Here is a 26,243-nt window from a genome sequence, read left to right as displayed (position 1 = left end):
CGGTTGGAGCATCTTCGCGGGCGGATACGGCACTCGTGACCAATGATGACGATCAAGGTGTCGCCCCTCTCGGGACGGCGCCCCCACCCGTTCCGCAACTGGTCTACACCAGTTTTCCACGACCGCCAAACCTGGCTCGCTCCGGGAGGACGCCCATGAGTGCGAACGCTGCCGCAGCACCCCGGCCGAGCCCTTGGAGCAACTTCTTCCAGGGGCTCCAGAAGATGGGGCGCAGCCTGCAGCTGCCCATCGCCGTGCTCCCTGCCGCGGGCATCGTCAACCGCCTCGGGCAGCCCGACGTCTTCGGCGACGACGGGCTCGGCTGGACCGACGTCGCCAAGGTCTTCGCCGGCGCGGGCGGCGCCCTGCTCGACGCCGACCTGGGTCTGCCGCTGCTGTTCTGCATCGGCGTCGCGATCGGCATGGCCAAGAAGGCGGACGGCTCGACGGCGCTCGCGGCGGTGGCCGGCTTCCTCGTCTACCGGGGGGTGCTGCACCAGTTCCCGGTGGACTGCCCGGGCGGGGCGAAGGCGGTCGCGACGGGCTGTCAGGTCACGGACGGGACCGTCACCGCCTTCGCTTACCAGAACCCGGGCGTCTTCGGCGGCATCATCATGGGCCTCCTTGCGGCCTTCTTCTGGGTCCGCTTCCACCGCACCAAGCTGGTCTCCTGGCTCGGCTTCTTCAACGGCCGCCGGCTCGTCCCGATCATCATGGCGTTCATCGGCATCGTCTTCGCGGTGCTGTGCCTGTGGATCTGGCCGCCGGTCGGTGACGGCCTGGAGAGCTTCTCCGACTGGCTTGAGGGTCTGGGTGCCTGGGGTTCGGGCATCTTCGGTGTCGCCAACCGCGCGCTGCTCGTGATCGGCCTGCACCAGTTCCTGAACGTCCCGCTGTGGTTCCAGTTCGGCTCGTACACCAAGCCGGACGGCACCACGGTGCACGGCGACATCAACATGTTCCTCAACGGGGACCCGAGCGCCGGCATCTACACGACCGGCTTCTTCCCGATCATGATGTTCGCCCTCCCCGCGGCCTGCCTCGCGATGTACCACTGCGCACGGCCCGAGCGGCGCGAGGTGGTCGGCGGCATGATGGTCTCGCTGGCGCTGACCTCGTTCGTCACGGGCATCACCGAGCCGATCGAGTACTCCTTCGTCTTCATCGCGCCCCTCCTGTACGTGGTGCACGCGGTCCTCACCGGCGTCTCGATGGCGGTGACCTGGGGCCTGGGCGTCAAGGACGGCTTCAGCTTCTCCGCGGGCCTCATCGACTACGTGATCAACTGGGGCCTTGCCACCAAGCCATGGCTGATCATTCCGATCGGATTGTGCTTCGCGCTCGTGTACTACGTCGTCTTCCGCTTCGCGATCACCAAGTTCGATCTGACGACCCCGGGCCGCGAGCCCGAGGAGGAGGTCGAGGACGTCACCAAGGCCTGACCGCCCGCCGCTCGCCAGCCCTTAGGAAGGCCCCCGGATCCACGATCCGGGGGTCTTTTGCCGTTCATTTCGCGTTATGGCCGACCCCACAAAACTCGTGGGTTCCTTACGTCACCTTCACCGTGCTACAACAGGTCTACACCACTTAATGGTGTAGACCACGCGGCCGTCCCGCCGCGGCCCCCGGAGACGCCGCCGTCCCCCACTTCCCTGTCCCAGGCGGCGCCTTGCCCACTGGAGGAAGTTGTGTCCACGGCCAGTTCCGCTCCCGCGGCCGAGAAGAAGAAGGGCGCCGGCGCGATGGCTGTCATGCAGCGCATCGGCCGCAGCCTGATGCTGCCGGTCGCCGTGCTGCCCGCCGCAGCCCTCCTGGTCCGTTTCGGCCAGGACGACATGCTCGGCAAGGAGTCGTTCCCGACCTTCATCAACAAGCTCGCCGGCTATATGGCGGCGGGCGGTGGCGCGCTGCTCGACAACATGCCGCTGCTGTTCTGTGTCGGCATCGCGATCGGCTTCGCGAAGAAGTCGGACGGCTCGACGGCCCTCGCGGCCGTGACCGGCTACCTGGTCTTCCAGAAGGTGCTCGCCACCTTCACGGACAAGAACCTGCCGAAGGTCGCCTCCGTCGTCGACGGCAAGATCGTCATGAACGAGGCACCGGTCAACGCCGGTGTGCTCGGCGGCGTCGTCATGGGCGTCATCGTTGCCCTGCTGTACCAGAAGTTCTACCGGACCAAGCTGCCCGACTGGGCCGGCTTCTTCGGCGGCCGCCGCCTCGTCCCGATCCTGTCGGCCTTCGCGGGCCTACTCGCGGGTATCGTCTTCGGCCTGATCTGGCCGGTACTCGGCACGGGCATCCACAACTTCAGTGAGTGGCTGGTCGGTTCGGGCTCCGTCGGCGCCGGCGTCTTCGGTGTCGCCAACCGTGCACTGATCCCGATCGGCATGCACCACCTGCTGAACTCCTTCCCCTGGTTCCAGGCCGGCACGTACAACGACGGCGGCGTGGACTACCACGGTGACATCGCGCGCTTCCTGCACCACGACCCGACCGCGGGCCAGTTCATGACCGGCTTCTTCCCGATCATGATGTTCGCCCTCCCCGCGGCCTGCCTCGCGATCGTGCACTGCGCCCGTCCCGAGCGCCGCAAGGTCGTCGGCGGCATGATGTTCTCGCTCGCGCTCACCGCGTTCGTGACCGGTGTGACCGAGCCGATCGAGTTCACCTTCATGTTCATCGCGCCGGTCCTGTACGCGATCCACGCGGTGCTCACCGGTGTCTCCATGGCCCTGACCTGGGCGCTCGGCATGAAGGACGGCTTCGGCTTCTCGGCGGGAGCGGTCGACTTCTTCCTCAACCTCGGCATCGCGAGCAACCCATGGGGCCTGGCCCTTGTCGGCCTCTGCTTCGCGGCGGTCTACTACGTGGTCTTCCGCTTCGCGATCACCAAGTGGAACCTTCCGACGCCGGGCCGCGAGTCCGACGAGGAGCTCGCCGAGCTCCTGAAGGCCGAGTCGAAGTAGCTCCGCCACTGGGCATGACATGACGAAGCCCCTCGCCGTTGACCCCAACGGCGAGGGGCTTCGTCATGTTCTGCGGGACCTAGACCTCGTACGACCGACCCGGCACCGCGATCTCCGCAGGACCCCCGTACACCGCGCGGGCGTCCGCCAGGTTCACCTGCGGGTCCGTCCACGGCGGGATGTGGGTGAGCACGAGCCGCCGCGCACCCGCCCGCCGTGCTGACTCGCCGGCCTCGCGGCCGTTGAGGTGCAGGTCGGGGATGCTCTCCTTGCCGTGCGTGAACGCCGCCTCGCAGAGGAACAGATCGGTGTCCGCGGCGAGTTCGTCGAGCGCGTCGCACGCACCGGTGTCCCCCGAGTACGTGAGGGACCTGCCGCCGTGCTCGACACGGATGCCGTACGCCTCCACGGGGTGCCGCACCTTCTCCGTACGGATGGTGAAGGGCCCGATCTCGAAGGTGGCCGGCTTGACCGTGTGGAAGTCGAAGACCTCGCTCATGGAGGAGGCGGAGGGGGTGTCGGCGTACGCGGTGGTCAGGCGCTGTTCCGTGCCCTCCGGTCCGTAGACCGGGATGGGGTCGCAGCGGCCGCCGTCGTGCCGGTAGTAGCGCGCCACGAAATAGGCGCACATGTCGATGCAGTGGTCGGCGTGCAGATGGCTGAGGAAGATCGCGTCGAGGTCGTAGAGACCGACATGGCGCTGCAGCTCGCCCAGGGCGCCATTGCCCATGTCGAGCAGCAGCCGGAAGCCGTCGGCCTCGACGAGGTAGCTCGAGCAGGCCGAGTCCGCGGACGGAAACGACCCCGAGCAGCCGACGACGGTGAGCTTCATGGAGCTGGAACCTCCGGGGGCGAAACGGGGGTTGTGCGGGGGCCTAGCGGGGGCTCGCGAAGGAACCTGCCAGAGGCTCTTCGAGGAGTTCTGCGATCCGTCGAGCGTAAGGCGCAAAAGGGCCGGTCGCTCCTCCGTCGCGGGCCGTTGTGGGGGAACTCACCTGCGCTGTCACCGGTTCGGCTGCCATCCGGGGTCCAGTTGTTCGAGGTCAGGCCCGGGGGCACGTCCAGGGCACAGCACGCCGCGTTACACCGGACGGCGCAGGGCGGCTCAGCTGCGCTCGCTGCCGCTTATCTGCGGATTTGGCATCGGAACGCAAGAGCTGTCGCCGACCGGGTGATCCCGGACCGCACGAATCCCGCTTCACAACTCCCTGATCCCGGCGGCCCCGTAGGCAGCCGAGCGCGGGAGAGGGTGCGCGCCGGTACCGTCAGCGGTATGGATACGTCATGGTGGCTCGCGCTCGCCGCTGTGGTGGTGCTCGCCGTGGTCGCCGCGGTGGTGGACGGCCGGGGTCGCGGCAGCCGCGGCCCTCGCGGGCGGACCACCCGGCCGCCGGGCCGGCCACGCGGGCCGCGGCGCAGGCTGCCCGCGCCCAAGCCCGCGGAGATCTGGTGGGCGAAGGTGCCGTACGAGGACGGGCCCGGGGGCAAGGACCGGCCCTGTCTCGTGCTGTCCGTGCGGGGCGAAAGCGCGGTCGTCGCGAAGATCACCAGCAAGTACCACGACGAGCGGGCCGGGGTGATTCCGCTGCCACCCGGCTCCGTCGGGGACGCGCACGGCCGGCCCAGTTTCCTGGAGACGGACGAGTTGCGGGACGTGCCGGTGTGGGAGTTCCGGAGGCGGGCGGGGATTGTGGACCCGGCGCTGTGGGATCAAGTTCGCTACCTGGCGGGGTAGGACGCACAACGCCGGACCGGCTGGAAGATCCAGCCCGTCCGGCGTTTGTGGGGAGTCCCGGCGTTGGTGGGGAGTCTCAGAGACCCCTACGCCCAGAGTTGCCCCTGCAGAGTCTCGATGGCCGCCTCCGTCGTCGGGGCCGTGTAGACGCCCGTCGACAGGTACTTCCAGCCGCCGTCGGCCACGACGAAGACGATGTCGGCGGACTCGCCCGCCGCCACCGCCTTCTTGCCCACGCCGATCGCGGCGTGCAGCGCGGCCCCGGTGGAGACGCCCGCGAAGATGCCCTCCTGCTGGAGCAGCTCCCGCGTGCGCGTCACGGCGTCCGCCGAGCCGACGGAGAACCGGCTGGTCAGGACGGACGCGTCGTACAGCTCGGGGACGAAGCCCTCGTCCAGGTTCCGCAGGCCGTACACGAGGTCGTCGTAGCGGGGCTCCGCCGCGACGATCTTGATGTCCGGCTTCTGCTCGCGCAGGAAACGGCCGACGCCCATCAGCGTGCCCGTCGTGCCGAGCCCCGCCACGAAGTGCGTGACGGAGGGCAGGTCCGCGAGGATCTCCGGGCCGGTCGTCGCGTAGTGCGCGCCCGCGTTGTCCGGGTTCCCGTACTGGTAGAGCATCACCCAGTCGGGGTGCTCGGCCGCCAGCTCCTTGGCGACACGGACGGCGGTGTTGGAGCCGCCCGCCGCCGGGGAGGAGATGATCTCCGCGCCCCACATGGCGAGGAGGTCACGCCGCTCCTGCGAGGTGTTCTCCGGCATGACACACACGATGCGGTAGCCCTTGAGCTTGGCCGCCATCGCGAGCGAGATGCCGGTGTTGCCGGACGTCGGCTCCAGGATCGTGCAGCCGGGCGTCAACCGCCCGTCCTTCTCCGCCTGTTCGACCATGTGCAGCGCCGGACGGTCCTTGATGGAACCGGTCGGGTTCCGGTCCTCCAGCTTCGCCCAGATGCGGACGTCGTCCGATGGGGACAGGCGCGGCAGACGGACCAGGGGCGTGTTGCCCACGGCCGCCAGCGGGGAGTCGTAGCGAGGCATCCGGGATCAGACCATGCCGCCGGCCACGGCCGGGAGGATCGTGACGTTGTCGCCGTCGGTGAGCTTGGTGGTGATGCCGTCCAGGAAGCGGACGTCCTCGTCGTTCAGGTACACGTTCACGAAGCGGCGCAGCTTGTCGCCTTCGACGATGCGCTCGGCGATGCCCGCGTGCCGCGAGTCGAGGTCGGCGAAGAGCTCGGCGAGGGTGTCCCCACTGCCCTGGACGGCCTTCTCGCCGTCGGTGTAGGTGCGGAGGATGGTCGGGATGCGGACCTCGATGGCCATGGCTGAGGGCTCCTGTCGGGAGAAGTCACGTGGTGGGCGCGCGGCGGCCCGGTCGTGCGGGTGCGTGGTGCTTGATGCGTAATGCGTGGTGCAAGGGCAGGACGCGGTGGTGGCGCCGCGGCTCACGGCCGTACGGCGGCAGCGGTCAGCGTGGACAGATCGCGCTTGAGAGCCTGCACAGATCGACGTGCAGACGCGCAACGAGCAGCATGCCCGGCATCTTGTCGCTCACGTCGTGGGGAACCATGCGGTCATCGTATCGATTCCCGGTCCGGGTTCTGGAATGTGATCTCGCATGCTGGACGGATTACGTCCATCACGTGGATGGCGGGAGATAGGTGACCGTCGGCGCCCCGGTCGCGGGGTGTACCGAGACCTCTGCCGTCACCCCGTACACCTCGGCCAGGAGCTCGCTGGTCAGGACCTCCTTCGGCGGTCCTGACGCGACGAGGCGGCCGCCGTCGAGAACGTACAGACGATCGCAGTAGTACGCAGCGAGATTCAGGTCGTGCAGGGCGAGCAGGTTGGTGGTGCCGAGCGAGCGGACCAGGCCGAGGATCTCCAGCTGGTAGCGGATGTCCAGGTGGTTGGTCGGCTCGTCGAGGATCAGTACGGCGGGCTGCTGCACCAACGCCCTTGCCACCAGGGCGCGTTGACGCTCGCCGCCGGAGAGCCCGGCGAAGGTGCGGTGCGCGAGGCTCGCCGCGCCGACCCGCCCCATGGCCGCCCGGGCAAGACGCTCGTCCTCGGCGGTGTCGGCCTCCCAGAAGCGTTTGTGCGGGGAGCGGCCCATCGCGACGATCTGCCGGACGGTGAGCTCGAAGCCGCCGTGGCCGTCCTGCGGGACCGTGGCGATGCGGCGGGCGCGGGCCTTGGCGGACTGCGCCGCCAGGTCGTCGCCGTCCAGGAGGACGCGGCCGCCGGTGGGCGTGAGGGTGCCGTACACACAGCGCAGGAGCGTCGTCTTGCCGCTGCCGTTGGGGCCCACGATGCCGACGGTCTCGCCGTCGGAGGCGTGCAGGGTGACGGCGTCGACGAGGAGGCGGCCGCCGGGCGCCCGGCAGGAGAGGTTCTCGGTGCTCAGGGCGGTCATACGGCCGCCTCCCTGCCACGGCTGCTGCGCAGCAGCCACAGGAAGAACGGGCCGCCGGTGAGCGCGGTGAGCACCCCCACCGGGATGTCCTGCGGCGCGGCGACCGTGCGCGCGGCGAGGTCGGCGGCGACCAGGAACACCGCGCCCGCGAGCGCCGCGACCGGCAACAGCGCCCGGTGCGATGCGCCGACCAGCATCCGGGCGGCGTGCGGCACCATCAGGCCGACGAAGCCGATGGCTCCGCTGTACGCGACGAGTACGGCGGTCAGGAGCGAGGCGAGGACGAAGACGGCGGCGCGGAAGCGGGCGGTGTCCAGGCCGAGGACGGTGGCGCCCTCCTCGCCGACGAGGAGGAGGTCCAGGGGGCGGGCGAGGGCGAGCAGGAGCGCCGTGCCGACGATCAGTACGCCGGTGGGGAGGGCCAGCATGTCCCAGCGGGCGCTGCCGAGGCCGCCGAGCGTCCAGTACAGGACCTCCTGAAGGTGGTCCGCGCTGTCAGCGGTGACCAGGATCAGGCTGGTCAGGGCGGAGAGGATGTACGAGACGGCCACGCCCGCCAGGATCAGGCGGCCGCTGGCGAAGCTGCCGCCGGTGCTTCTGGCCAGGGTGTAGACGAGGAGCAGGGAGAGGAGTGCGCCCGCGAAGGACGCGGCCGGGATGGTGACCGTGATGGACAGGCCCGCGCCGACGCCGAGGGCGCTGCCGAGAACTATGGCGGCGACTGCTCCGGCGGATGCGCCGGAGGAGACTCCCAGGAGGAAGGGGTCCGCGAGGGGGTTGCGGACCAGGGCCTGGAGGACTGTGCCGATGACTGCCAGGCCCGCGCCTACGGCTGCGCCCAGCAGGACCCTGGGCAGGCGGGCGTCCAGCACTATCGTCCGGAAGGGAGAGGGGCCCGCCCTTCCGGTGACTATGTCCAGTACGTCGGTCACGGGGATGCGGACCGAGCCCAGGGCCAGGCCTGCGGTTGCCGCTGCCGCCAGGGCTATGAGGAGCCCGGTGATGACGGCTGGGTAGGGCGGTTTCCTTTCCCCGACCCCGCCCCTTCCTAGCGCCGGGACCGGCTGAGAAGTGCGACTCACAGCTGGTCCGCCAGCTTCTTCACCGCATCCGGGGCCCGCACCCCCGTCACCACATCCGACAGCGGCAGCACCGCGAACCGCTTGTGCTTGATCGCCGGGACGTCCGCCAGGAGCGGATCCTCCAGCAATCGGCGCTTCTTCTGGGCGACCGTCGTGCCGCCGTAGTCGAGGATCAGGATCAGCTCCGGCTTACGGTCCACCACCGACTCCCAGGACGCGTCACCGAAGGACTTGTCCAGGTCCGCGAAGACGTTGCGGCCGCCCGCGCGCTTGATGATGTCGTTCCCGATGCCGCGGCCGCCCGCCGTGAAGGCCGTCTTGTCACCGCTGTCGTACACGAAGACCGGGAGCGGCTTCCTGTCCTTCAACTGCTTCTCGGTTTCGGCAAGTTGGCGCTCGGCGCCGCTCACCCAGCGGTCCGCCCGTGCCCGTACCCCGAAGGTGGAGCCGGCCTCGCGGACCTCCCGGAAGACGTCCTTCATGGTCACCGGGCGCTTTGCGCAGCCCTCCACGTCGAGGCGGGTCTTGATACCGGACTTCGCGAGCGCCGCGCGGCTGCGGCCCTCGCCCGCGAGGAAGGCGCTCGGGTAACCCCCGTACACGAAGTCGGGGTTGGCGGCGAGCAGCTTCTCGTAGGAGGGGTACTCCTTCGCGAGGACCGGGACGGACGCGTACGCCTTCGCGTACGACGGGAGGACCTTGTCGTCCAGGTAGGCCGTGCCCGCCATGCGGTCCGCAAGGCCGAGCTCCAGCATCACTTCCGTCGCGTGCTGGTTCATGGTCACGGCGCGCTTCGGGGGTGCCTGGTACGTCGTCTTCACGCCGCAGTTGGTGACCGTGTACGGGAATCCGGCCGCTTTCGGGCCGCTCCCCTTCCCGGATTCCTCGTCCGCCGGGGACGAGCACGCGGCGACGAGCGGGGCCAGCAGGGCGCCGGCCATGAGTACGCGCAGAGGTCGGGACATGGCTGAGCTGTGCCTCCTCCAGGGGATTCCGCGTCCCCTGCATCCGTGGGAGAGGGCGGCAGGTCAGTTCCTGACTGCCCCACCCGCGCAGGGTGGGGTCACAGTGGCGGGACCGTGCCGGATTCGCACCGGCTTCCTGGGTCCTGCCGCCTCAAAGGTGGGGCTCAGTATGCCTGGACGACCTTGACCTCTTCCTCGGTGACCTCGCCGTCCACGATCCGGTAGGAGCGGAACTGGAAGTCGCCCGCGCCGTCGGTGTCCGCAGTGGAGACCAGGACGTAGTGCGCGCCGGGCTCGTTCGCGTACGTGATGTCGGTGCGCGAGGGGTACGCCTCGGTCGCCGTGTGCGAGTGGTAGACGATCACCGGCTCCTCGTCGCGGTCGTCCATCTCGCGGTAGAGCTTGAGGAGGTCCGTCGAGTCGAACTCGTAGAACGTGGGCGAGCGGGCCGCGTTCAGCATCGGGATGAAGCGCTCGGGGCGGCCGGTGCCCTCCGGGCCCGCGACCACGCCGCACGCCTCGTCGGGGTGGTCCTTGCGCGCGTGCGCGACGATCTGGTCGTGGAGGGCCTGGGTCAGGATCAGCATGGGAGCCAGGATAAGCAGAGGGGCCGATCCGTACCGAGGGATGGTACGGATCGGCCCACATGCTGGGATCAGCAGGGATCAGGCGGGAGTCAGGACTTGATCGCGTCCTGCGGCTCGGCGTCGCCGCCACCCGTCGACTGCGCCTTGCGCTTCTCCATGACCAGGTAGCCGACGCCCAGGATGAGCGCCCACACCGGGGCGGCGTAGAGCGAGATGCGCGCGTCCTTGTCGATGCCCATCATCACGATCACCATGCCGATGAAGAGCAGCGCGAACCAGCTCGTGTACGGCGCTCCCGGAGCCCGGAAGGTGGACTGCGGCAGCTCGCCGCGGTCGGCCTTGCGGCGGTACTTGATCTGACAGACCAGGATCATGATCCAGGCCCACATGCCGGAGATGGTGGCGAAGGAGACGACGTAGTTGAACGCCTCGCCCGGCCACTGGTAGTTGATCCAGACGCCGACCAGCATCAGGGCCGCGGAGAAGGTGGTGCCGACCAGCGGCAGGCCGTTCTTCGTCAGCTTGGTGAAGAACTTCGGGCCCTGCCCGTTGAGGGCGAGGTCACGCAGCATGCGGCCGGTGGAGTACATGCCGGAGTTGCAGGAGGAGAGCGCGGCCGTCAGGACGACGAAGTTGACGATGGCGGCACCGATGCCGAGACCCATCTCCTCGAAGGCCTTCACGAACGGCGAGACGCCCGGCTTGAAGGTGGTCCACGGGACGACCGACAGGATCATGATCAGCGCGCCGACGTAGAAGACGGCGATGCGCCACGGCACGGTGTTGATGGCCTTGGGCAGGACGGTCTTCGGGTCCTTGGACTCGCCCGCGGTGACGCCGACCAGCTCGACGGCGAGGAAGGCGAACATCACGATCTGCAGGGTCATCAGCGTGGAGCCGATGCCGTTCGGGAAGAACCCGCCCTGGTCCCACAGGTGGCTCACGGAGGCTGTGTCGCCGGCGTCGGAGAAGCCGATGGTGAGGATGCCGGCGCAGATGAGGATCATGCCGATGATCGCGGTGACCTTGACCATCGAGAACCAGAACTCGAGCTCACCGAAGAGCTTCACGGAGATCAGGTTGGCGCCGTACAGGATGACCGTGAAGATCAGCGCGTACGCCCATTGCGGGATGCTGCCATGCGTCCAGAACTGCATGTATTGAGCGGCCGCTGTGACTTCCGTGATGCCGGTGACGACCCAGAAGAGCCAGTACGTCCAGCCGGTCACGTATCCGAAGAACGGGCCGATGAACTCGCGCGCGTACTCCGAGAAGGAGCCCGAGACGGCGCGGTACATGAGCAGCTCGCCCAGGGCCCGCATGATGAAGAAGATGACGAGGCCGGCGATGGCGTACGCCAGGATGAGGCTGGGGCCGGCCTTGTGAATGGCCTTGCCCGCGCCGAGGAACAGGCCGGTGCCGATGGCACCGCCGATCGCGATCATCTGGATCTGGCGGGCCCCTAGCCCGCGCTGATAGCCCTCGCCGGACGAACCGGACGAGCCACTGGCCTGATCGGCCCCATTGCCGTCGTGATGCTCTTCGACCTGCACTGAGGTCATGGTGACGCCTTTCTCCACGCTGATCCGTGCCCGCAGTCGCGTATGGCCACGGATCAGGTCCTGATCCCCCCGGATATGGATGGAGTGCTACCGGCGGTCTGCCGGCCCGAGCGCCATCGGTGACATGGGTGGCGTCACCGAGTGGTCGTGAAGATTTATCACGGTCGCAACAGTGATCGACTCAGCCACGTGTGGCACACACCACTGGAAGAAGCGGACAAAATTCCCCCGCGGCGTCATACGGGGGCATTGAAGTGACGCGATCGTTATCCGGATTTGAGGTCCCGCTGAGCGAACACCTGTTACAGGTGCCGCCTACATCGATTTCCGGCCCGAGTGAGCCGTTCCACTACACGATCAACGTGCCGACCAGCGTCTCCTGCAGACCGCCCAGCCACAGATAAGCCATCACCATCGGTTTACGCGGATCCGAGTCCGGCAGCTGATAGAGGAGGTCCGTGTCCTCCTCGTCAATGACGTCGAGGCGGGCGCCGATCGCGAGCCGGAGGTCGTTGAGGGCGCCGAGCCAGTGCCGGGACTCCTCCGCCGACAGCTTGAGGACGGCGCCGCCGTCACCGGCCGCCGTCATGGAGTCCAGGCAGCGGATCACGACGAGCGCGTCGTCCCGCTTCTTGGCCCGCAGGTCGTTCTCGGTGAAGCGCCTGAACTCCGCGGAGTACGCCCGCAGTTCGTCCTCATCGACCTTCTCGCTGCCCGGTCCGCCGTACGCGTCGGGAAGGAGACGCTGGAGCACCGGGTCGGTCGGCGGCTCGCTGGGACCCTCCGCGAACAGCTCGGCGAGCGGGTCGTCGGCCGCGTCATCGGCCGGGCCCGGGCCGATCAGCTCCAGGAGCTGGACGGCGAGGGAGCGGATGATCGAGATCTCGACCTCGTCGAGCGCGACGGCGGCGCCGCCCCCGGGGATCGCTTCGAATTGTCCTGGCATCAGATGCGTCGCTGCTTCCGGTCCACTGCTAACGGCCTGCTACTTGCGGTCCTGCTGAAGGGTGGCCCACAGCCCGTACCCGTGCATGGCCTGGACGTCGCGCTCCATCTCTTCGCGCGTGCCGGTGGAGACGACGGCTCGGCCCTTGTGGTGCACATCCATCATCAGCTTCGTGGCCTTGTCCTTCGAGTACCCGAAGTACGTCTGGAACACGTACGTCACGTAGCTCATCAGGTTGACCGGGTCGTTGTGAACGAGCGTGATCCAGGGGACGTCCGGCTCGGGGACGGCGAACGTCTCCTCGGCCGATTCCGGGCGGGTGATCTCTGCGGGAGCCGTACTCACTTTTCCCATGCTGCCACCCACAGGGGGGCCACGCACAAACGGCTCCCCGAAATCGTCAGAGTGACGAGATCAGGGGTAGCATCCGTCGTATGAACACAGCGGACCTTGGGCTGCCGGTGGATGTTCCGTCGACGGCTCTCTTCACCGATCACTACGAGCTGACGATGCTGCAGGCAGCGCTGAAGGCGGGCACCGCCGACCGGCGCTCCGTCTTCGAGGTCTTCACGCGCAGACTGCCCGAGGGACGGCGCTACGGAGTGGTGGCCGGCACCGGGCGGGTCCTGGACGCCGTGGAGAACTTCCGCTTCGACGCCGACGTCATCGGCTTCCTGCGCGAGCGCCGCGTCGTCGACGAGGAGACCCTGCAGTGGCTCGCCTCGTACCGCTTCCGCGGTGACATCTGGGGCTATCCGGAGGGCGAGGTCTACTTCCCGGGCTCGCCGATCCTGCGCGTCGAGGGCTCCTTCGCGGAGTGCGTGCTCCTGGAGACGGTGATCCTCTCCATCCTCAACCACGACTCGGCCATCGCGGCCGCCGCATCCCGGATGGCATCCGCCGCCGGCGAGCGCCCGCTGATCGAGATGGGCGCGCGGCGCACCCACGAACTGGCGGCCGTCGCCGCATCGCGCGCCGCGTATGTGGGCGGCTTCACCACCACGTCCGACCTGGCGGCGGGCTTCCGCTACGACATCCCCACGGTCGGCACGTCCGCGCACGCCTTCACCCTCCTGCACGACAACGAACGGGACGCCTTCCGCGCCCAGGTCGCCTCGCTCGGCCCCGGCACGACGCTCCTGGTCGACACGTACGACGTGCCCGAGGCCGTCCGCACGGCCGTCGAGGTCGCCGGGCCCGAGCTCGGCGCCGTGCGCATCGACTCCGGCGACCTGCTCCTGGTCGCACACCGGGTGCGACAGCAGCTCGACGAGCTCGGCGCGACGAAGACGAAGATAGTCGTGACGTCCGACCTCGACGAGTACGCCATCGCATCGCTGGCCGCGGCGCCCGTCGACGCGTACGGCGTGGGCACCCAACTGGTCACCGGGTCCGGGCACCCCACCTGCTCGATGGTCTACAAGCTGGTGGCCCGCGCGCACTCGGCCGACCCGAAGGCGCAGCTGGAGCCGGTCGCCAAGAAGTCGCTCGGCGGCAAGACGTCCATCGGCGGCCGCAAGTGGGCCGCCCGGCGGCCCGACGAGCACGGGGTCGCCGAGGCCGAGGTGGTCGGCACGGGACCGGTGCCGGTGGAGCTCGCCGATCACGAGCTGCTCGTCGAGCTGATCAAGGGCGGTGAGGTGGTGGCGCGCGAACCGCTCGACACGGTCCGCGACCGGCACGCGGCGGCACGGGCCCGGCTTCCGCTCTCGGCCACGCAGCTGTCGAAGGGCGAGGCGGTGATTCCGACGGAGTACGTCTGACGCCGGGGGCGGCCGGTTGCCCGCACGCCGGGGCAGCCGAACGCCCCCTCCCGCAACGCACGTGAAGTCTCTACGCTCGGTTCATCCGGCCGAGTCCCCGCAGCTACCAGCCAGCCTTGCCGACCGAAGGACACCCGATGCGCCGCGCTCTGATCGTCGTCGATGTGCAGAACGACTTCTGCGAGGGCGGCAGCCTCGCGGTCGCCGGGGGCGCGGACGTGGCCGCCGCCATCACCGAGCTGATCGGCCAGGCCCCGGCGGGCTACCGGCACGTGGTGGCCACGCGGGACCACCACATCGAGCCGGGCGACCACTTCTCCGACCACCCGGACTATGCCCGCTCCTGGCCACCGCACTGTGTGGCGGGGACCGAGGGCATCGGCTTCCACCCGAACTTCGCGCCGGTGGTCGCGTCCGGGGCGATCGACGCGGTCTTCGACAAGGGGGCCTACTCGGCCGCGTACAGCGGCTTCGAAGGGGTCGACGAGAACGGCGTATCCCTTGCGGACTGGCTGCGGGCGCGGCACATCACCGAGGTGGACGTGGTCGGTATCGCCACGGACCACTGTGTGCGGGCCACCGCGCTCGACGCCGTGCGGGAAGGATTCAGCACGGTGGTCCTCCTGGACCTGACCGCGGGCGTCGCGGAGGCGACGACGGAGCGGGCCCTGGAGGAGCTGCGGGAGGCGGGCGTGGAGCTCACGGGAAAGCCAGTCGTCTAGGCGCGCCCCGAAGGGGCGCGGGGAACTGCGCGACAAGCCACGACGCACCCGCAGAGGCCATTCCGGAGCGCTCACACCCCGGACGGCCGCGCCCCCGGTCTCTGACGCTTCAGGGCGCGGATCGGATGCCAAAGCTCAGCCGCAGCGTCCGGCGCAGTACGCCATATCAGCCCGTCGGGGTGATGAAGGACCGCCGTGATCTCATCCGGTGTAGGCGGCTCCGCGTTGCCCCGCAGATAGACCGCCCGCAGCCCCAGATTCCGCAGACGCGTCAGCGCCCTCGCCCGGTTCACCGCATGCACGATCATCCGGACATTCCCGCCGCACACCGACGGGCTCGGCAGCGTCAGAGCCACCACCACGGTGCCGTTCGGCAGCCTGCTGAAACCTCCTGCGGACATGGTTGGTCACACCCCCGTAGAACATCGCACGAGGCCCCTGGCCGGACCTCGCGTCAATAAGAAATCCACAGCACGCACCTAAACACGATCGGCCGCCGCCCGCTAGAGGGCGACGGCCGATCATGGCTTGACCTGCGAAAATGCGAATTACTTCACCGAGGGAGCCACCTGGACCGTGATCGTCGAGCCATCCTTGGGCTGCTTGACGATCTTGATCTGAGTGTTGGTGTCAGTGACCTTCACGCTTCCCGTGGGGTTCTCCTCGAACCAGTAGGAGCCCTTGTGGTCGTCGAAGACCGGGACGCCCTTCTGGGACTTGATCTTCAGCGCCACGTCCGCGTTGTGGAGCGTGAACGCGTCCGTCCCGTACTTGCTGAACGGCGCGTCGAACGGCTGGATCTTGTTCCGGAGCAACGTGCCGTCCGCCCACTTCAGCGGCTTGGCGTGCGCGTCCACCGGCAGGATCAGACCCTGGCCGGGGTGCTTGCTGACGTTGTTGTCCTTCTGCGAGGTGTCCCACTGCCAGACCATCAGGCCGGTCTGGTACGCGTAGTGCTCGACCCAGTCCGGACGGGACTTGGAGAAGCCGAAGTTGTACGGGCCGACCTTCAAGGTCTTGTCGTACGACACGTACTGGCGGTTCTCCGCGAGGTAGTACTGGTCGTAGTCCTTGGTGAAGGACTCACCGATGCGTGAAAAGCCCTTGGACGTCCAGCCGTTGTCGTCGCCCTCGGCGCCGTCCTCGAAGAGCTTGGCACCGTCCGCCGTAATGGCGAGCTTGTCCGCCGCGAAGCCCTTTCCGGCCGTGCCGCCGTCCGTCGCGTACCGGAAACGGAGGTCGACCTTCTTGCCGGTGTACGCGTCGAGCGGGAAGGCGAGCTTCTTGTACGCACCCGAGACACCCGTCAACGCGGGCTTGTCACCGGCGTCGCGCGGGATGGCCTTGCCGTCCGCGGTGCCGTCCACGGGCGTCCAGTTGGCGCCGCCGTCCGTCGACACCTCGGTGTAGAGGTAGTCGTAGTTGGCCTCGATGTCCCACCAACCGTCAAGGGACAGCTCGGCCTTGGACTTGCCGGTCAGGTCGACCGACCGCGTCAGGGTGTTCTTGAGATCGTCGCCCTGGTCGCTCCACCACTGCTTGGAACCCTCGGTCGGCTTGACCACCGTGGTGGTGACGGCCTTCTTCGGCAGCTCGACGACGAGCGCCTGCTTGTTCCTGGTGTTGTACTCCGAAACACCCAGCTTGTGCGTCGACTTGGTCGCCGCCTTCGCCTTGGCGTAATCGAGCCAGCCCAGCTGGAACTTGTCCCAGGCGGTCATGTCGCCGGGCAGGTCGCCGATGGCGTCCTTGCCGGTGCCGAGCCAGGATCCCGCCGACATCAGCGACCAGAAGCCGACCGAGTTCTCGGCCTTGCCCGTGGTGTCGTACAGGTCGGGCAGGCCGAGGTCGTGGCCGTACTCGTGGGCGAAGACGCCGAGGCCGCCGTTCTCCGGCTGCATCGTGTAGTCGCCGACCCAGATGCCCGAGTCGCCGATCTGCGTGCCGCCCGCCTTGTTCTCGCCGGGACCGGTCTTGCCCGCGTCGTTGCCGTACGCGTACCAGCGGTGCGCCCAGAGGGCGTTCTTGCCCTCGGCGCCGCCGCCGGCCGACTCGTCCTCGCCCGCGTGCACGAGCTGGAAGTGGTCGATGTAGCCGTCCGGCTCGTTGAACTTGCCGTCGCCGTCGAAGTCGTAGCGGTCCCACAGGTCGTACTTGGCGAGGTCCGCCTTGATCTGTGCGTCCGTGCGGCCCTGGGCCTTCTGGTCCTTGGTCCAGGCGGTGACGCCGTCCTTCACCGCGTCCCAGACGTTGGCGCAGTTGGTGTCGCCGCAGTAATTGGAGCCGTACCGCGCCTCGTTGTAGTCGACCTTGACCCAGTCGGAGACCTCGCCGTCGACCGAGTAACGGCCGGACGAGGTCTTCTCGTAGTAGGTCTTCAACGAGTGCTTGGTCTTGCCGTCAGCATCCTTGCCCTCACCGAAGTAGAGGTCCTGGAAGTGCTTCTGGTTGTAGTCCTTCTGCCAGGCCGTGCTGTTGTCCTTCGCACGGTCCGGCTCGGCTATTTTGTTGTGCGCCGGCCCGGGTGCGCCACCGTACTTCTTGACCGGCTGCTCGGGTCCGTCGGGACCGTCCGGGTCGTACATGGTGGTGTCGTCCACCTTGTCCCCGAACTCCACCAGGATCGTGAAGATCTTGTCGGTCTGCTGCCGGCCGAGCTCTACGTACTTCTTGTCGTCGAGCTTCACGACCTGCGAGCCGTCGCGCTTCTGGATCTTGGCGTCGCCCGCGACAACCTGCTCCAGGGCCGACTGGCGCTGCTGGGCCTGCTGCTTGCTGAACGGCCCTTCGAGGTCGTGGTCGACCTGAGCCTTGGCCCGGCTCGGGTCCTGCCGGTCGATGGCGGGAGCCGCGCCCCCACTGCCTGACCCGCCGTCCTCGGCGGATGCGGTGGCTGCCGAGAACGTGGCGGCGGCCGCGGCCATCGCCACGGCAGCCGCAGTGGCTCTGAACGTCCGTCTTCTGACTGTCACTTGATGCTGTCCTCCCCCGCGTACGCGCGGGGGCGGACGAGTCCCGGTCGGAGGAGGTCCGCGCGCGATACGCGTCACAAGTGACGACATTCGACCGGAGATGCGGGAGAAAAGACAGACCTTGACTTGAACAGGCCAACTGCACTATGCAGTCGCGGAGATCCGCTATCCGGACGCGTGCGCCCGCCCGTAAGCATGGTCAACGGGCGCGTCCCACCGTCCACTTGGTGGACGCCATGAACCCGTGCGCCCCCTGTGCTGCCGCACCGTGGGTTAGGTCACGCTTACCGCCCGTTCCCGTCGGGCATGCAGCGGAATAGAGTCAATCGACGGTGCGCTACAGCGCGCGACGGCACTTCTCAAGTCGCCGCAGCCGGGCGCCCTTTGATTCGTGTACAGCACTACGGATCCACGGTTATACAGCACAACTCATACGGTTCGACACCCCTCCGCATCCGCTGTTTCCGAGGACGGATTACGCCATGCCTCGTCCCATGCCGCTGCCTCGTCCGACCCCCGCGCAGCTCACCTACGGCTCACTGACCGTCGTCTTCTCGACGCTCGCCATGCTGCTGCTCTCCCAGACGAGTTCGGGGATCGGGGTCGCGCTGATAACCCTCACCGCGCTCGGCCTCGGGTTACTGGTCGCCATGACCGTTCCCCAGCCGAAGCCCGCCGCTCCGGCCGCGCGGGTCGCTCCCGTCGCACGCGCCGCCGAGCAGCGCGTGCCGGTTCAGCGGGCCGCCGCCGCGCCGGTACTTGCCGAGTCCGTACGCGAACCAGCGGGCCCGTGAGGATCACGAGCCCGCTGTTGTCACTGAGGCAGCCGCCGCCGGGCGATGCCGAGTGCTGTCAGGTGGTGCTGACCACCACCGTCTTGGCCGCCTTGTCGTGCAGGCCCTGCTTGTAGGGCTTGTCGAAGAAGCTCCAGCCGCCGCAGATGGCCGTCCAGATGCAGGCACAGCAGAACGCGAACGGGATCCACAGGACGGCCGCGCGGGCGAGCGCGGTCTGCAGGGTGGGCGTCGCCCCGTCGTTGAGGTTCGCCACCCGCATCCCCAGCCACTTCTTGCCGAGGGTCTGGCCCGTCTTGGCGATCAGGAAGCTGTCGTACGCGATGTAGAGCACGGCGGCGAGCAGGGACTGGCCGAAGCTCTTGCCGTACTCGACCTTGTCCGGGTCGACGTCAAACTCGTTCGTCCCGAACAGCCATGAGAGCAGCCCGACGACCACGCCGACGAGGATCATGTCGATGATGCGGGCGAGGACGCGTTTCCCGCTGTCCGCCAAGGGTGGCATCCCGGCGAGGGGATCCTGCGCGCCGTATCCGCCACCGCCGCCGTAGGGATCACCGCCGTCTCCGCCGTACGGCGGTGGGGCCGGCGGGGGCTGCTTCCGGAAGGGGTCGTTGTCGTCGTCGGGGGGCGGCGGGTACGGCGGCGGTTCGCTACTCATGGGGCGAGTCGACCCTGAGGGGACGATGCCCGCACGCGGCGAGCGGCTGTACGGGTTAAGGGGCCCCGCGCTAGCCCGCCACGAACGTGCCCGCCGCCTTGTCGTGCCAGCACTGCCGCCACGGCCGGTCGAACAGGCCCCACAGGACGCCCACGACCCCGATCACCAGCACCCCCGGCACCGCATACACCAGCCACCGCTTCAACGCCGCCCCGAACGACGGCGCCTCGTGCTCCCCCATGTCCCGCACCTCGATCCCCAGCACCTTCTTCCCCAGCGTCCGACCCCACTTGGCGGTCGGCAGCGCTTCGTAGAGGACGCCGAAGACGAGCAGGACCGCCAGGACCATGCCCAGGTAGCCCGCCGTGGTGCCGTCCAGGAGCCACACCGTGACCTTCTCGCCGGACATCTTCGCCGCGTCGATCTTGCTGTCGACGTGATCGGCGGCCTTCGTGCCGAGCGGCAGCGCGGCCGCACCGGTGACCGTGGCGAGCACGACCGTGTCGATGAGCCGCGCCGCGAACCGCTTGCCCATCCCCGCGGGCCGCGCCGCCGCCTGGGCCTGCGCCGCCGCGAGGAACGGATCGTTGGCGACCGGCTTCCACGGCGCCACCGGCTGCTGCGCCTGGCCGTCGGACTCGGCGAGCTGGTGGACCTGCTGGGCCCAGGAGGGCGAACCGCCACCGGGCCCCGAGGTCACCGGCGACGGCGCGCCGCCGTGTGCACCGCCTTGCTGCGGAACGGAAGGCTGCGCGGGAGCGGGAGCGGCCTGCGGAGGAACAGCGGCCTGCGGCGCTGAGGACTTCGGGCGCAGGGCCCTGATCGCCATGGTGCCTTCGGTACCGGCCGATGGCTGCTCGTTCGCCGCGGTGGGCCGCACCGGCCCACTGGGCCTGCGGAAGGTGACGGTGCCGTCGGTTGCCGGAGGCGGCTGCTTGGCGGGCGTACCCGATGTACCCGATGTACCCGACGTACCCGACGTATCCGGCTTGATCGCACGGATCTGTACCGTGCCAGGCCCCTCCTCCCCCGGAGAGGGAGAGGGAGAAGCAGAAGGGGAGGAAGGCTCCGGCTGCTGTGGCGGGCGTTCGCTCGGCACCCGTGGATCCCGCGGATCGCCCTGGCCTTCCGCACCCCACGACACCCGCCGGTCCTGCTCGCCGCCGAGACCGGTCTGCCGGCCCGCGTCCGCCTGCCACGCCGAAGCGGGCTCGGGCCTCGCCCCGTGCTGGGCCTCGGCGGCAGAGGGGGTGGCGGCGTCGGAATCGGCGGGGCTGTCCGTCGCCTCCGGCATCGGCTCCTCGTCGAAGAAGACCGGACCGGTCTCCTCCGCAGCGGGCGCGGCGGGCGCCGCGGGAGCCGCGGGAGCCGCCGGTGCCCCACCCGCGCCGGGCGGTGCGGGCAGCGTTTCGCCGTCGGACGGGGCGGGACGGCTCGTACCGGGCACCCAGGCCGCGCCGTTCCAGTACCGGACATATCCGGGAATGGACGGATCGGGGTAGTAGCCTTCGCGGGGCCTGTCGTCGCCTGGGGCCGGAGTTGGGGCGCTCATGTCCGTCGTCCCGTATCTGCTCGGGGGTCTTTTTGAGGCTCCACATCTATCAGACCTCCGCCTCCGGCTGTGCGGGTCCTGCCCTTCCGGCCCCCATCGGGGCACAGTTCAGCGGTGCCGCGCACCCTCCGCGCACACTGGGCGAACCTCCGAGAAAAAACTTTCCGGAAGTCGCGTAATGCTCCGGCCACCTCGCGCTCTCTCCTTGCACGGGTCCGCTCCCAGGACCCCGAACAAGGAAGGAACGCACCGACATGCACACCGTGGTGGAACGCGAGCTTGAGCTCAAACTCGTCCTCTCTCCGGAACGCGCCATCCCCGTCCCGGCCCGCCTCACCTACCGCACCGACGACCCCTACGCCGTCCACATCGCCTTCCACATCGCCTCCGAGCACCCGGTGAACTGGACGTTCGCCCGCGAGCTCCTGGTCGAGGGGGTGTTCAGGCCCTGCGGCCACGGCGACGTCCGGGTCTGGCCGACCAAGGTCGAGGGGCGCAGCGTCGTCCTGATGGCGCTGAGTTCACCCGACGGTGACGCTCTCCTCGAAGCGCCCGCGCCCGCCGTCTCCGCCTGGCTCGAGCGCACGCTGCGGGTGGTCCCTCCGGGCTCTGAGGCCGAGCAGCTCGGCATCGACGCCGGCCTGGCCGAGCTGCTCACGCCGACCCCGGCCGACGACCTCTGGCTGCGCGACCCGTGGCCGAGCGACGAGTCGCATGAGGGAGGCGAGTGAAGAGTCAGAAGAGCTTGCCCGGATTGAGGAGGGAGAGCGGGTCGAAGGCCGACTTGATGGCGCGCTGCATCTCCACGCCCACCGGGCCGATCTCGCGTGCCAGCCACTCCTTCTTCAGGACGCCCACGCCGTGCTCGCCGGTGATCGTGCCGCCGAGTTCCAGGCCGAGGGCCATGATCTCGTCGAAGGACTCGCGGGCGCGGCGGCCCTCGTCGGGGTCGGCCGCGTCGAAGCAGACGGTGGGGTGGGTGTTGCCGTCGCCGGCGTGCGCGCAGACCCCGATCGTGAGGCTGTACTTATCGGCGATGCGGTCGACGCCTTCGAGCATGTCCGCGAGCCTGGAGCGCGGCACGCACACGTCGTCGATCATCGTCGTGCCTTTGACGGCTTCCAGCGCGGTGAGCGACAACCGCCGTGCCTGTAGCAGCAGTTCGGACTCGGCGGCGTCCTCGGCGGGGACCACCTGGGTGGCGCCCGCGGCCTCGCAGAGCGCGCCCACGGCGGCGAGGTCGGCCGCCGGGTCCGGAGTGTCGAAGGCGGCGAGGAGCAGCGCCTCGGTCGTCTCGGGCAGACCCATGTTGGCCAGCGCGTTCACGGCCCTGATGGTCGTACGGTCCATGAGCTCCAGGAGCGAGGGGACGTGCCCCCCTTCCATGATCTTGCATACGGCGTCGCAGGCGGCCTCGGCCGAGCCGAACTCGGCGGCCAGGACAAGCTGTTGCGGCGGCTGCGGCTTCAGCGCGAGGACCGCGCGGACGACGATGCCGAGGCTGCCCTCGGAGCCGACGAAGAGGCGTGTGAGGTCGTAGCCCGCGACGCCCTTTGCCGTACGCCGCCCGGTGCTCATGAGCCGTCCGTCGGCGAGTACGACGTCGAGGCCGAGCACGTACTCCGCCGTCACTCCGTACTTCACACAGCACAGGCCGCCCGAGGCCGTGCCGATGTTCCCGCCGATGGTGCAGGTCTCCCAACTCGACGGGTCCGGCGGGTAGTAGAGCCCGTGTTCGTTGACTGCGCGGGAGAGGGCGGCGTTGACGACGCCGGGTTCGACGACCGCGATGCGGTCGACGGGGCTGATCTCCAGGATGCGGTCCATCTTGACCAGGGACAGCACGATGCAGCCGTCGCTGGCGTTCGCGCCGCCGGACAGACCCGTGCGGGCGCCCTGCGGGACCACCGGGATCCTGAGCTCGGTCGCCGTGCGCATGACGTGCTGGACCTGCTCGACGGTGCGGGGCAGGACGACGACGGCGGGGGTGCCGGCGTCGCAGAAGCTCGCCATGTCGTTCGCGTACGAGGACGTGATGTCGGGGTCCGTGAGGACGGCCTCGGCGGGGAGGGCCTCGGGACCTACACAGAGGAGTTCGATGAGTGTGCGGCTCATGATCACAGCCTCGCACCCGGGGCCATCGGTGTGAACCCGTGTGCGACGCCGGTCCGCATGCCGGGATGTGCTCTTCGTATTGACGCACAGTGTGCGTCATGAAGCCTTCGGTGAAGCGCGTACTGATCGCCTCCGTCGCCGGGTGTGTGGTGCTCGGCGGCGTACTCGTGGTGCTGCCCGACGGCGGCGGGCAGGCGGCGCCGCCCGCGCTGGGGCCCGCCGGGCGGGCGATCGCCGCGGCGGGTGCGGGGGTGCCTGCGTCGCTGCCGGACCTCGCGGTGCTCATCGGGGAGCGGGAGGCGCATCTGCGGGCGCATCCCGCCGACGACCACTCGTGGGCGGTGCTCGGGGCCGCCTACGTCGAGCGGGGGCGGCGGACCGCGGACACCGCGTACTACCCCAAGGCCGAGCAGGCGTTGCGTACGTCGCTGAAGGCGCGGCCCGCCGGGAACGTGGAGGCGCTGACGGGGCTTGCGGCGCTCGCGAACGCGCGGCACGACTTCCGTGGGGCGCGGAAGTGGGGCGAGAGCGCGCTCAAGGAGGCCCCGAAGCGCTGGTCGACGTACCCCGTCCTGATCGACGCGTACAGCGGCCTGGGCAACGCGAAGGCGGTGGGCAAGGCGCTTGAGACCCTGCAGGAGCTGCGCTCGGGCAGCCCCGTGATGGTGCGGGCCGGGCAGGTGTACCGGGACCGCGGCTGGCGCGAGGACGCGGCGGCGACGCTGACGGACGCGGCGGCGCTGGCGGAAGGGCCCGCGGAGAAGGCCTTGTGCCTCCACCGGGTGGGCGAGCTGGCGTGGGAGCGGGGCGAGCCGACGGAGGCCCTGCGCTACTACGATGCGGCGCTCGCCGCGGACCCGGACCACCACCCCTCCCTGGCGGGGAAGGGCCGCGCGCTCGCCGCCCTCGGCCGTACGCCGGAGGCGCTGAACGCCTACCGTAGTGCGCTGACCCGGCAGCCCGCGCCCGAATACGCCCTGGCCTTGGGCGAGTTGTACGAGTCGCTGCGCCTGATTCCGGCGGCGCGCGCGCAGTACGACGTACTGAGGGCCCGGGTGAAGCAGGAAGAGGTCAACGGCGTCAACGACGAACGGGTCCTGGGCCTGTACGAGGCGGACCACGGCGACCCGGACGAGGCGGTGCGGCGTCTCCGGGCGGAGTTCAAGCGGCATGCGAGCCCGGAGGTGGCGGACGCGCTGGGCTGGGCGCTGCACCGGGCCGGCGACGACGAACTGGCCCTGAAATACGCCACGAAGGCAACGGACAAGGGCCCGCGCAGCGCGCCCTTCTCGTACCACCGGGGCGAGATCGAGCGGGAGCTCGGCAGATACGGAGCGGCCCGCCGCCACATCGGCGAGGCCCTCCGCATCAACCCCTACTTCTCCCCGCTGCTGGCCCCGGCGGCCCAATCAGCCATGGAGTCGCTCGGCGACCCCCCGGAGGGCGGCCCGGAACAGATGTACGCCCCAGCCCCGAAGCCGATGTACGCCCCGTCCCCGAAGCCGACCCGGGAACCCTCGGTCAGAGATTCCCCCGCTTCTCCTGCTCCCGCTCGATCGCCTCGAACAGGGCCTTGAAGTTGCCCTTGCCGAAGCCCATCGAGCCGTGGCGTTCGATCATCTCGAAGAAGACCGTCGGGCGGTCCTGGACCGGCTTGGTGAAGATCTGGAGCAAGTAGCCGTCCTCGTCACGGTCGACCAGGATCTTCAGTTCGCGCAGGGTCTCGACGGGGACGCGGGTCTCACCGGCCCAGTCGCCGAGGGTGTCGTAGTACGAGTCGGGAGTGTCCAGGAACTTGACGCCCGCCGCGCGCATCGTGCGTACGGACTCCACGATGTCGTTCGTGGCGAGCGCGATGTGCTGGACGCCCGCGCCGCCGTAGAACTCCAGGTACTCGTCGATCTGGGACTTCTTCTTGGCGATGGCGGGCTCATTGATCGGGAACTTCACCTTCAAAGTGCCGTCCGCGACCACCTTCGACATCAGCGCGCTGTACTCCGTCGCGATGTCGTCGCCCACGAACTCCTTCATGTTCGTGAAGCCCATGACCTTGTTGTAGAAGGCGACCCACTCGTTCATCTTGCCGAGTTCGACGTTGCCGACGCAGTGGTCGATCGCCTGGAAGGTCCGCTTGGCCGGCGGCTCGACGATCGGGGAAGCGGACGAGAAGCCGGGCAGGTAGGGGCCGTCGTAGCCGGTGCGCTCGACGAGGGTGTGGCGGGTCTTGCCGTATGTCGCGATGGCGGCGAGCACCACCGTGCCGTTCTCGTCCTTGAGCTCGTACGGCTCGGTGATCCCGCGCGCGCCGTGCTCGACGGCGTACGCGTACGCCGCACGCGCGTCCGGCACCTCGATGGCGAGGTCGACGACGCCGTCGCCGTGCTCGGCGACATGGCTCTCCAGGAAGTGCCCCCAGTCCGTCGACGCCTTGATGACGGAGGTGAGGACGAACCGGGCGGCGCCGTTCGTGAGGACGTAGGAGGCGGTCTCGCGGCTGCCCGTCTCCGGGCCCGCGTACGCCACGAGTTTCATTCCGAAGGCCGTCGAGTAGTAGTGGGCCGCCTGCTTGGCGTTGCCCACGGCGAAGACGACCGCGTCCATTCCCTTGACCGGGAAGGGATCTGCCTCGCGCGCGGTGTGGGGGGTGCCGGAGGTGGCCGAGGTGGGCTGGGTGTTCGCGGTAGCTGCCATATCCGCAGGCTCCCGCCGTATCGCAAGGTGCGCAATAGTTCGCGTTTTTGCTGGGCAATCTGACCAGTGGCAGGTCAGTATGGCGGGGCTATCTGTACATGATGACCACCGCCACAGAGGAGACCGAGGCCACCATGACGATCGATCATCTGGACGGCAGGCTGATCGTGCTGCTCGCCCGCGAGCCCCGTATCGGCGTCCTGGAGGCGTCCCGGCGGCTCGGCGTCGCGCGCGGCACCGTGCAGGCCCGGATGGACCGCCTTCAGTCGAACGGAGTCATCCGCGGCTTCGGCCCGGACGTCGATCCGGCGGCCCTCGGCTACCCCGTCACCGCCTTCGCCACGCTGGAGATCAAACAGGGTCAGGGGGCCGATGTACGGGCGCATTTGGCGACCGTCGCCGAAGTGCTCGAACTGCACACGATCACCGGCCACGGCGACATGCTCTGCCGCCTCGTCGCCCGGTCGAACGCGGATCTCCAACGTGTGATCGACCGGGTGGTGGGTTTTGATGGCATCGTCCGGGCCTCCACGGCGATCGTCATGGAGAACCCTGTTCCGCTGCGGATCATCCCGTTGGTCGAACAGGCGTCAGGGGACGCCTGACGCGGGTAGGTAGGGATACGAACAACGGGCGCCGGGAGACTCCCGGCGCCGTGTCCACCACTGACTGCGAGGTGAGCAGTTCATTGAACCCTCTCCCGCCGAAGCAC

General features: G+C 69.0%; 26 protein-coding genes and 1 riboswitch. Of the genes, 9 read left to right on the top strand and 17 right to left on the bottom strand.

The annotated features are described in order from the left end of the window. Window positions 1-155 precede the first annotated feature (155 nt). Window positions 156-1,442 (top strand): PTS transporter subunit EIIC, encoded by a 1,287-nt coding sequence (locus AB0O76_RS00785; RefSeq protein ID WP_365483461.1) that lies wholly within the window; start codon window positions 156-158, stop codon window positions 1,440-1,442. A 246-nt stretch (window positions 1,443-1,688) separates the two neighbouring features. Next, window positions 1,689-2,966, top strand: coding sequence for a PTS transporter subunit EIIC (locus AB0O76_RS00780; RefSeq protein ID WP_365483458.1), 1,278 nt, complete (start codon window positions 1,689-1,691; stop codon window positions 2,964-2,966). 79 nt (window positions 2,967-3,045) lie between these two features. Here the strand turns inward: AB0O76_RS00780 and AB0O76_RS00775 are convergent, their stop codons facing one another. Further along, on the bottom strand, window positions 3,046-3,798 hold the full coding sequence (locus AB0O76_RS00775; protein WP_365483455.1) for an MBL fold metallo-hydrolase: 753 nt from the start codon (window positions 3,796-3,798) through the stop codon (window positions 3,046-3,048). Window positions 3,799-4,239: 441 nt separating this feature from the next. Between AB0O76_RS00775 and AB0O76_RS00770 the strand changes: the two genes are divergently transcribed. Further along, the gene (locus tag AB0O76_RS00770) at window positions 4,240-4,701 is read left to right on the top strand and encodes a type II toxin-antitoxin system PemK/MazF family toxin (RefSeq protein WP_365483453.1); all 462 of its coding nucleotides are present in this window, start codon (window positions 4,240-4,242) and stop codon (window positions 4,699-4,701) included. Between the two features lie 86 nt (window positions 4,702-4,787). On the opposite strand, the gene AB0O76_RS00765 is transcribed toward AB0O76_RS00770, so the two are convergent. From AB0O76_RS00765 to clpS, 10 genes are all read right to left on the bottom strand, one after another. Beyond that, complete coding sequence (locus AB0O76_RS00765; protein ID WP_365483450.1) at window positions 4,788-5,741, bottom strand: cysteine synthase; 954 nt, start codon at window positions 5,739-5,741, stop codon at window positions 4,788-4,790. Window positions 5,742-5,747: 6 nt separating this feature from the next. Next, a complete protein-coding gene (locus AB0O76_RS00760; RefSeq protein ID WP_365483447.1) occupies window positions 5,748-6,026 on the bottom strand; it encodes a MoaD/ThiS family protein in 279 nt (92 codons plus the stop codon). A gap of 145 nt (window positions 6,027-6,171) precedes the next feature. After that, window positions 6,172-6,273, bottom strand: a complete 102-nt coding sequence (locus tag AB0O76_RS00755; RefSeq protein ID WP_323178622.1) for a putative leader peptide — start codon at window positions 6,271-6,273, stop codon at window positions 6,172-6,174. A gap of 69 nt (window positions 6,274-6,342) precedes the next feature. Beyond that, window positions 6,343-7,119 (bottom strand): ABC transporter ATP-binding protein, encoded by a 777-nt coding sequence (locus tag AB0O76_RS00750; protein WP_365483443.1) that lies wholly within the window; start codon window positions 7,117-7,119, stop codon window positions 6,343-6,345. After that, the gene (locus tag AB0O76_RS00745; RefSeq protein ID WP_365484398.1) at window positions 7,116-8,123 is read right to left on the bottom strand and encodes an iron ABC transporter permease; all 1,008 of its coding nucleotides are present in this window, start codon (window positions 8,121-8,123) and stop codon (window positions 7,116-7,118) included. The genes AB0O76_RS00750 and AB0O76_RS00745 overlap by 4 nt, the downstream gene beginning before the upstream one ends. 74 nt (window positions 8,124-8,197) lie before the next feature. Next, complete coding sequence (locus AB0O76_RS00740) at window positions 8,198-9,166, bottom strand: ABC transporter substrate-binding protein (RefSeq protein ID WP_365483440.1); 969 nt, start codon at window positions 9,164-9,166, stop codon at window positions 8,198-8,200. A 43-nt stretch (window positions 9,167-9,209) separates the two neighbouring features. Next, window positions 9,210-9,358: riboswitch (cobalamin riboswitch) on the bottom strand. After that, window positions 9,331-9,753 (bottom strand): M67 family metallopeptidase, encoded by a 423-nt coding sequence (locus AB0O76_RS00735; protein ID WP_365483437.1) that lies wholly within the window; start codon window positions 9,751-9,753, stop codon window positions 9,331-9,333. (Overlaps the previous riboswitch by 28 nt.) Window positions 9,754-9,842: 89 nt before the next feature. Continuing rightward, on the bottom strand, window positions 9,843-11,315 hold the full coding sequence (locus AB0O76_RS00730) for an amino acid permease (protein WP_365483434.1): 1,473 nt from the start codon (window positions 11,313-11,315) through the stop codon (window positions 9,843-9,845). A gap of 349 nt (window positions 11,316-11,664) precedes the next feature. Further along, complete coding sequence (locus AB0O76_RS00725; protein ID WP_365483431.1) at window positions 11,665-12,261, bottom strand: DUF2017 domain-containing protein; 597 nt, start codon at window positions 12,259-12,261, stop codon at window positions 11,665-11,667. Window positions 12,262-12,300: 39 nt separating this feature from the next. Then, window positions 12,301-12,615 carry an ATP-dependent Clp protease adapter ClpS gene (gene clpS, locus AB0O76_RS00720; RefSeq protein ID WP_365483428.1) on the bottom strand — a complete coding sequence of 105 codons (315 nt, stop codon included), beginning with the start codon at window positions 12,613-12,615 and terminating at the stop codon, window positions 12,301-12,303. Between the two features lie 80 nt (window positions 12,616-12,695). Between clpS and AB0O76_RS00715 the strand changes: the two genes are divergently transcribed. Together AB0O76_RS00715 and AB0O76_RS00710 are read left to right on the top strand one after the other, a co-directional pair. Beyond that, on the top strand, window positions 12,696-14,024 hold the full coding sequence (locus AB0O76_RS00715; protein ID WP_365483425.1) for a nicotinate phosphoribosyltransferase: 1,329 nt from the start codon (window positions 12,696-12,698) through the stop codon (window positions 14,022-14,024). Window positions 14,025-14,161: 137 nt separating this feature from the next. Next, window positions 14,162-14,746: an isochorismatase family protein gene (locus AB0O76_RS00710; RefSeq protein ID WP_365483423.1), complete on the top strand. Its 585-nt coding sequence runs from the start codon at window positions 14,162-14,164 to the stop codon at window positions 14,744-14,746. 71 nt (window positions 14,747-14,817) lie between these two features. Here AB0O76_RS00710 and AB0O76_RS00705 read toward each other — a convergent pair whose 3' ends face one another. Together AB0O76_RS00705 and AB0O76_RS00700 are read right to left on the bottom strand one after the other, a co-directional pair. Then, on the bottom strand, window positions 14,818-15,147 hold the full coding sequence (locus AB0O76_RS00705; RefSeq protein WP_135330850.1) for a hypothetical protein: 330 nt from the start codon (window positions 15,145-15,147) through the stop codon (window positions 14,818-14,820). A 147-nt stretch (window positions 15,148-15,294) separates the two neighbouring features. Then, the gene (locus AB0O76_RS00700; protein ID WP_365483419.1) at window positions 15,295-17,718 is read right to left on the bottom strand and encodes an immune inhibitor A domain-containing protein; all 2,424 of its coding nucleotides are present in this window, start codon (window positions 17,716-17,718) and stop codon (window positions 15,295-15,297) included. A gap of 500 nt (window positions 17,719-18,218) precedes the next feature. Here AB0O76_RS00700 and AB0O76_RS00695 point away from each other — a divergent pair, with 500 nt between their 5' ends. Further along, on the top strand, window positions 18,219-18,512 hold the full coding sequence (locus AB0O76_RS00695; RefSeq protein WP_365484396.1) for a hypothetical protein: 294 nt from the start codon (window positions 18,219-18,221) through the stop codon (window positions 18,510-18,512). A gap of 58 nt (window positions 18,513-18,570) precedes the next feature. On the opposite strand, the gene AB0O76_RS00690 is transcribed toward AB0O76_RS00695, so the two are convergent. Together AB0O76_RS00690 and AB0O76_RS00685 are read right to left on the bottom strand one after the other, a co-directional pair. Beyond that, window positions 18,571-19,173: an RDD family protein gene (locus AB0O76_RS00690; RefSeq protein WP_365483416.1), complete on the bottom strand. Its 603-nt coding sequence runs from the start codon at window positions 19,171-19,173 to the stop codon at window positions 18,571-18,573. A 70-nt stretch (window positions 19,174-19,243) separates the two neighbouring features. Next, complete coding sequence (locus AB0O76_RS00685) at window positions 19,244-20,725, bottom strand: RDD family protein (RefSeq protein ID WP_365483413.1); 1,482 nt, start codon at window positions 20,723-20,725, stop codon at window positions 19,244-19,246. A gap of 254 nt (window positions 20,726-20,979) precedes the next feature. Here AB0O76_RS00685 and AB0O76_RS00680 point away from each other — a divergent pair, with 254 nt between their 5' ends. Then, entirely contained in the window at window positions 20,980-21,456 is a 477-nt protein-coding gene (locus AB0O76_RS00680) for an SsgA family sporulation/cell division regulator (RefSeq protein ID WP_365483410.1), read from the top strand. Between the two features lie 4 nt (window positions 21,457-21,460). Here the strand turns inward: AB0O76_RS00680 and AB0O76_RS00675 are convergent, their stop codons facing one another. Beyond that, window positions 21,461-22,840 carry an FAD-linked oxidase C-terminal domain-containing protein gene (locus tag AB0O76_RS00675; RefSeq protein WP_365483407.1) on the bottom strand — a complete coding sequence of 460 codons (1,380 nt, stop codon included), beginning with the start codon at window positions 22,838-22,840 and terminating at the stop codon, window positions 21,461-21,463. A gap of 98 nt (window positions 22,841-22,938) precedes the next feature. Here AB0O76_RS00675 and AB0O76_RS00670 point away from each other — a divergent pair, with 98 nt between their 5' ends. Continuing rightward, window positions 22,939-24,417, top strand: coding sequence for a tetratricopeptide repeat protein (locus AB0O76_RS00670; protein WP_365483404.1), 1,479 nt, complete (start codon window positions 22,939-22,941; stop codon window positions 24,415-24,417). On the opposite strand, the gene hppD is transcribed toward AB0O76_RS00670, so the two are convergent. Then, window positions 24,362-25,531, bottom strand: a complete 1,170-nt coding sequence (gene hppD, locus AB0O76_RS00665; protein ID WP_365483401.1) for a 4-hydroxyphenylpyruvate dioxygenase — start codon at window positions 25,529-25,531, stop codon at window positions 24,362-24,364. The two genes, AB0O76_RS00670 and hppD, sit on opposite strands and share 56 nt — an antisense overlap. Window positions 25,532-25,665: 134 nt before the next feature. On the opposite strand from hppD, the gene AB0O76_RS00660 reads away from it, so the two are divergent. Beyond that, entirely contained in the window at window positions 25,666-26,136 is a 471-nt protein-coding gene (locus AB0O76_RS00660; protein WP_365484393.1) for an Lrp/AsnC family transcriptional regulator, read from the top strand. Window positions 26,137-26,243: the final 107 nt, after the last annotated feature.

Source organism: Streptomyces sp. NPDC086554 (genome assembly GCF_040686095.1).
Taxonomy (GTDB): Bacteria; Actinomycetota; Actinomycetes; order Streptomycetales; family Streptomycetaceae; genus Streptomyces.
The sequence above is the reverse complement of the archived record's forward strand: the minus strand, read 5'-3'. Positions and strand labels throughout refer to the sequence as shown.

Bases quoted from the DNA above. Each gene is read 5' to 3' on its own strand.
- AB0O76_RS00735 (WP_365483437.1), bottom strand. From the start codon at position 9,753: ATGCTGATCCTGACCCAGGCCCTCCACGACCAGATCGTCGCGCACGCG.
- clpS (WP_365483428.1), bottom strand. From the start codon at position 12,615: ATGGGAAAAGTGAGTACGGCTCCCGCAGAGATCACCCGCCCGGAATCG.
- AB0O76_RS00785 (WP_365483461.1), top strand. From the start codon at position 156: ATGAGTGCGAACGCTGCCGCAGCACCCCGGCCGAGCCCTTGGAGCAAC.
- AB0O76_RS00715 (WP_365483425.1), top strand. From the start codon at position 12,696: ATGAACACAGCGGACCTTGGGCTGCCGGTGGATGTTCCGTCGACGGCT.
- AB0O76_RS00770 (WP_365483453.1), top strand. From the start codon at position 4,240: ATGGATACGTCATGGTGGCTCGCGCTCGCCGCTGTGGTGGTGCTCGCC.
- AB0O76_RS00660 (WP_365484393.1), top strand. From the start codon at position 25,666: ATGACGATCGATCATCTGGACGGCAGGCTGATCGTGCTGCTCGCCCGC.
- AB0O76_RS00725 (WP_365483431.1), bottom strand. From the start codon at position 12,261: ATGCCAGGACAATTCGAAGCGATCCCCGGGGGCGGCGCCGCCGTCGCG.
- AB0O76_RS00675 (WP_365483407.1), bottom strand. From the start codon at position 22,840: ATGAGCCGCACACTCATCGAACTCCTCTGTGTAGGTCCCGAGGCCCTC.
- AB0O76_RS00775 (WP_365483455.1), bottom strand. From the start codon at position 3,798: ATGAAGCTCACCGTCGTCGGCTGCTCGGGGTCGTTTCCGTCCGCGGAC.
- AB0O76_RS00690 (WP_365483416.1), bottom strand. From the start codon at position 19,173: ATGAGTAGCGAACCGCCGCCGTACCCGCCGCCCCCCGACGACGACAAC.
- AB0O76_RS00730 (WP_365483434.1), bottom strand. From the start codon at position 11,315: ATGACCTCAGTGCAGGTCGAAGAGCATCACGACGGCAATGGGGCCGAT.
- AB0O76_RS00740 (WP_365483440.1), bottom strand. From the start codon at position 9,166: ATGTCCCGACCTCTGCGCGTACTCATGGCCGGCGCCCTGCTGGCCCCG.
- AB0O76_RS00670 (WP_365483404.1), top strand. From the start codon at position 22,939: ATGAAGCCTTCGGTGAAGCGCGTACTGATCGCCTCCGTCGCCGGGTGT.
- AB0O76_RS00755 (WP_323178622.1), bottom strand. From the start codon at position 6,273: ATGGTTCCCCACGACGTGAGCGACAAGATGCCGGGCATGCTGCTCGTT.
- AB0O76_RS00750 (WP_365483443.1), bottom strand. From the start codon at position 7,119: ATGACCGCCCTGAGCACCGAGAACCTCTCCTGCCGGGCGCCCGGCGGC.
- hppD (WP_365483401.1), bottom strand. From the start codon at position 25,531: ATGGCAGCTACCGCGAACACCCAGCCCACCTCGGCCACCTCCGGCACC.
- AB0O76_RS00680 (WP_365483410.1), top strand. From the start codon at position 20,980: ATGCACACCGTGGTGGAACGCGAGCTTGAGCTCAAACTCGTCCTCTCT.
- AB0O76_RS00765 (WP_365483450.1), bottom strand. From the start codon at position 5,741: ATGCCTCGCTACGACTCCCCGCTGGCGGCCGTGGGCAACACGCCCCTG.
- AB0O76_RS00685 (WP_365483413.1), bottom strand. From the start codon at position 20,725: ATGAGCGCCCCAACTCCGGCCCCAGGCGACGACAGGCCCCGCGAAGGC.
- AB0O76_RS00710 (WP_365483423.1), top strand. From the start codon at position 14,162: ATGCGCCGCGCTCTGATCGTCGTCGATGTGCAGAACGACTTCTGCGAG.
- AB0O76_RS00760 (WP_365483447.1), bottom strand. From the start codon at position 6,026: ATGGCCATCGAGGTCCGCATCCCGACCATCCTCCGCACCTACACCGAC.
- AB0O76_RS00705 (WP_135330850.1), bottom strand. From the start codon at position 15,147: ATGTCCGCAGGAGGTTTCAGCAGGCTGCCGAACGGCACCGTGGTGGTG.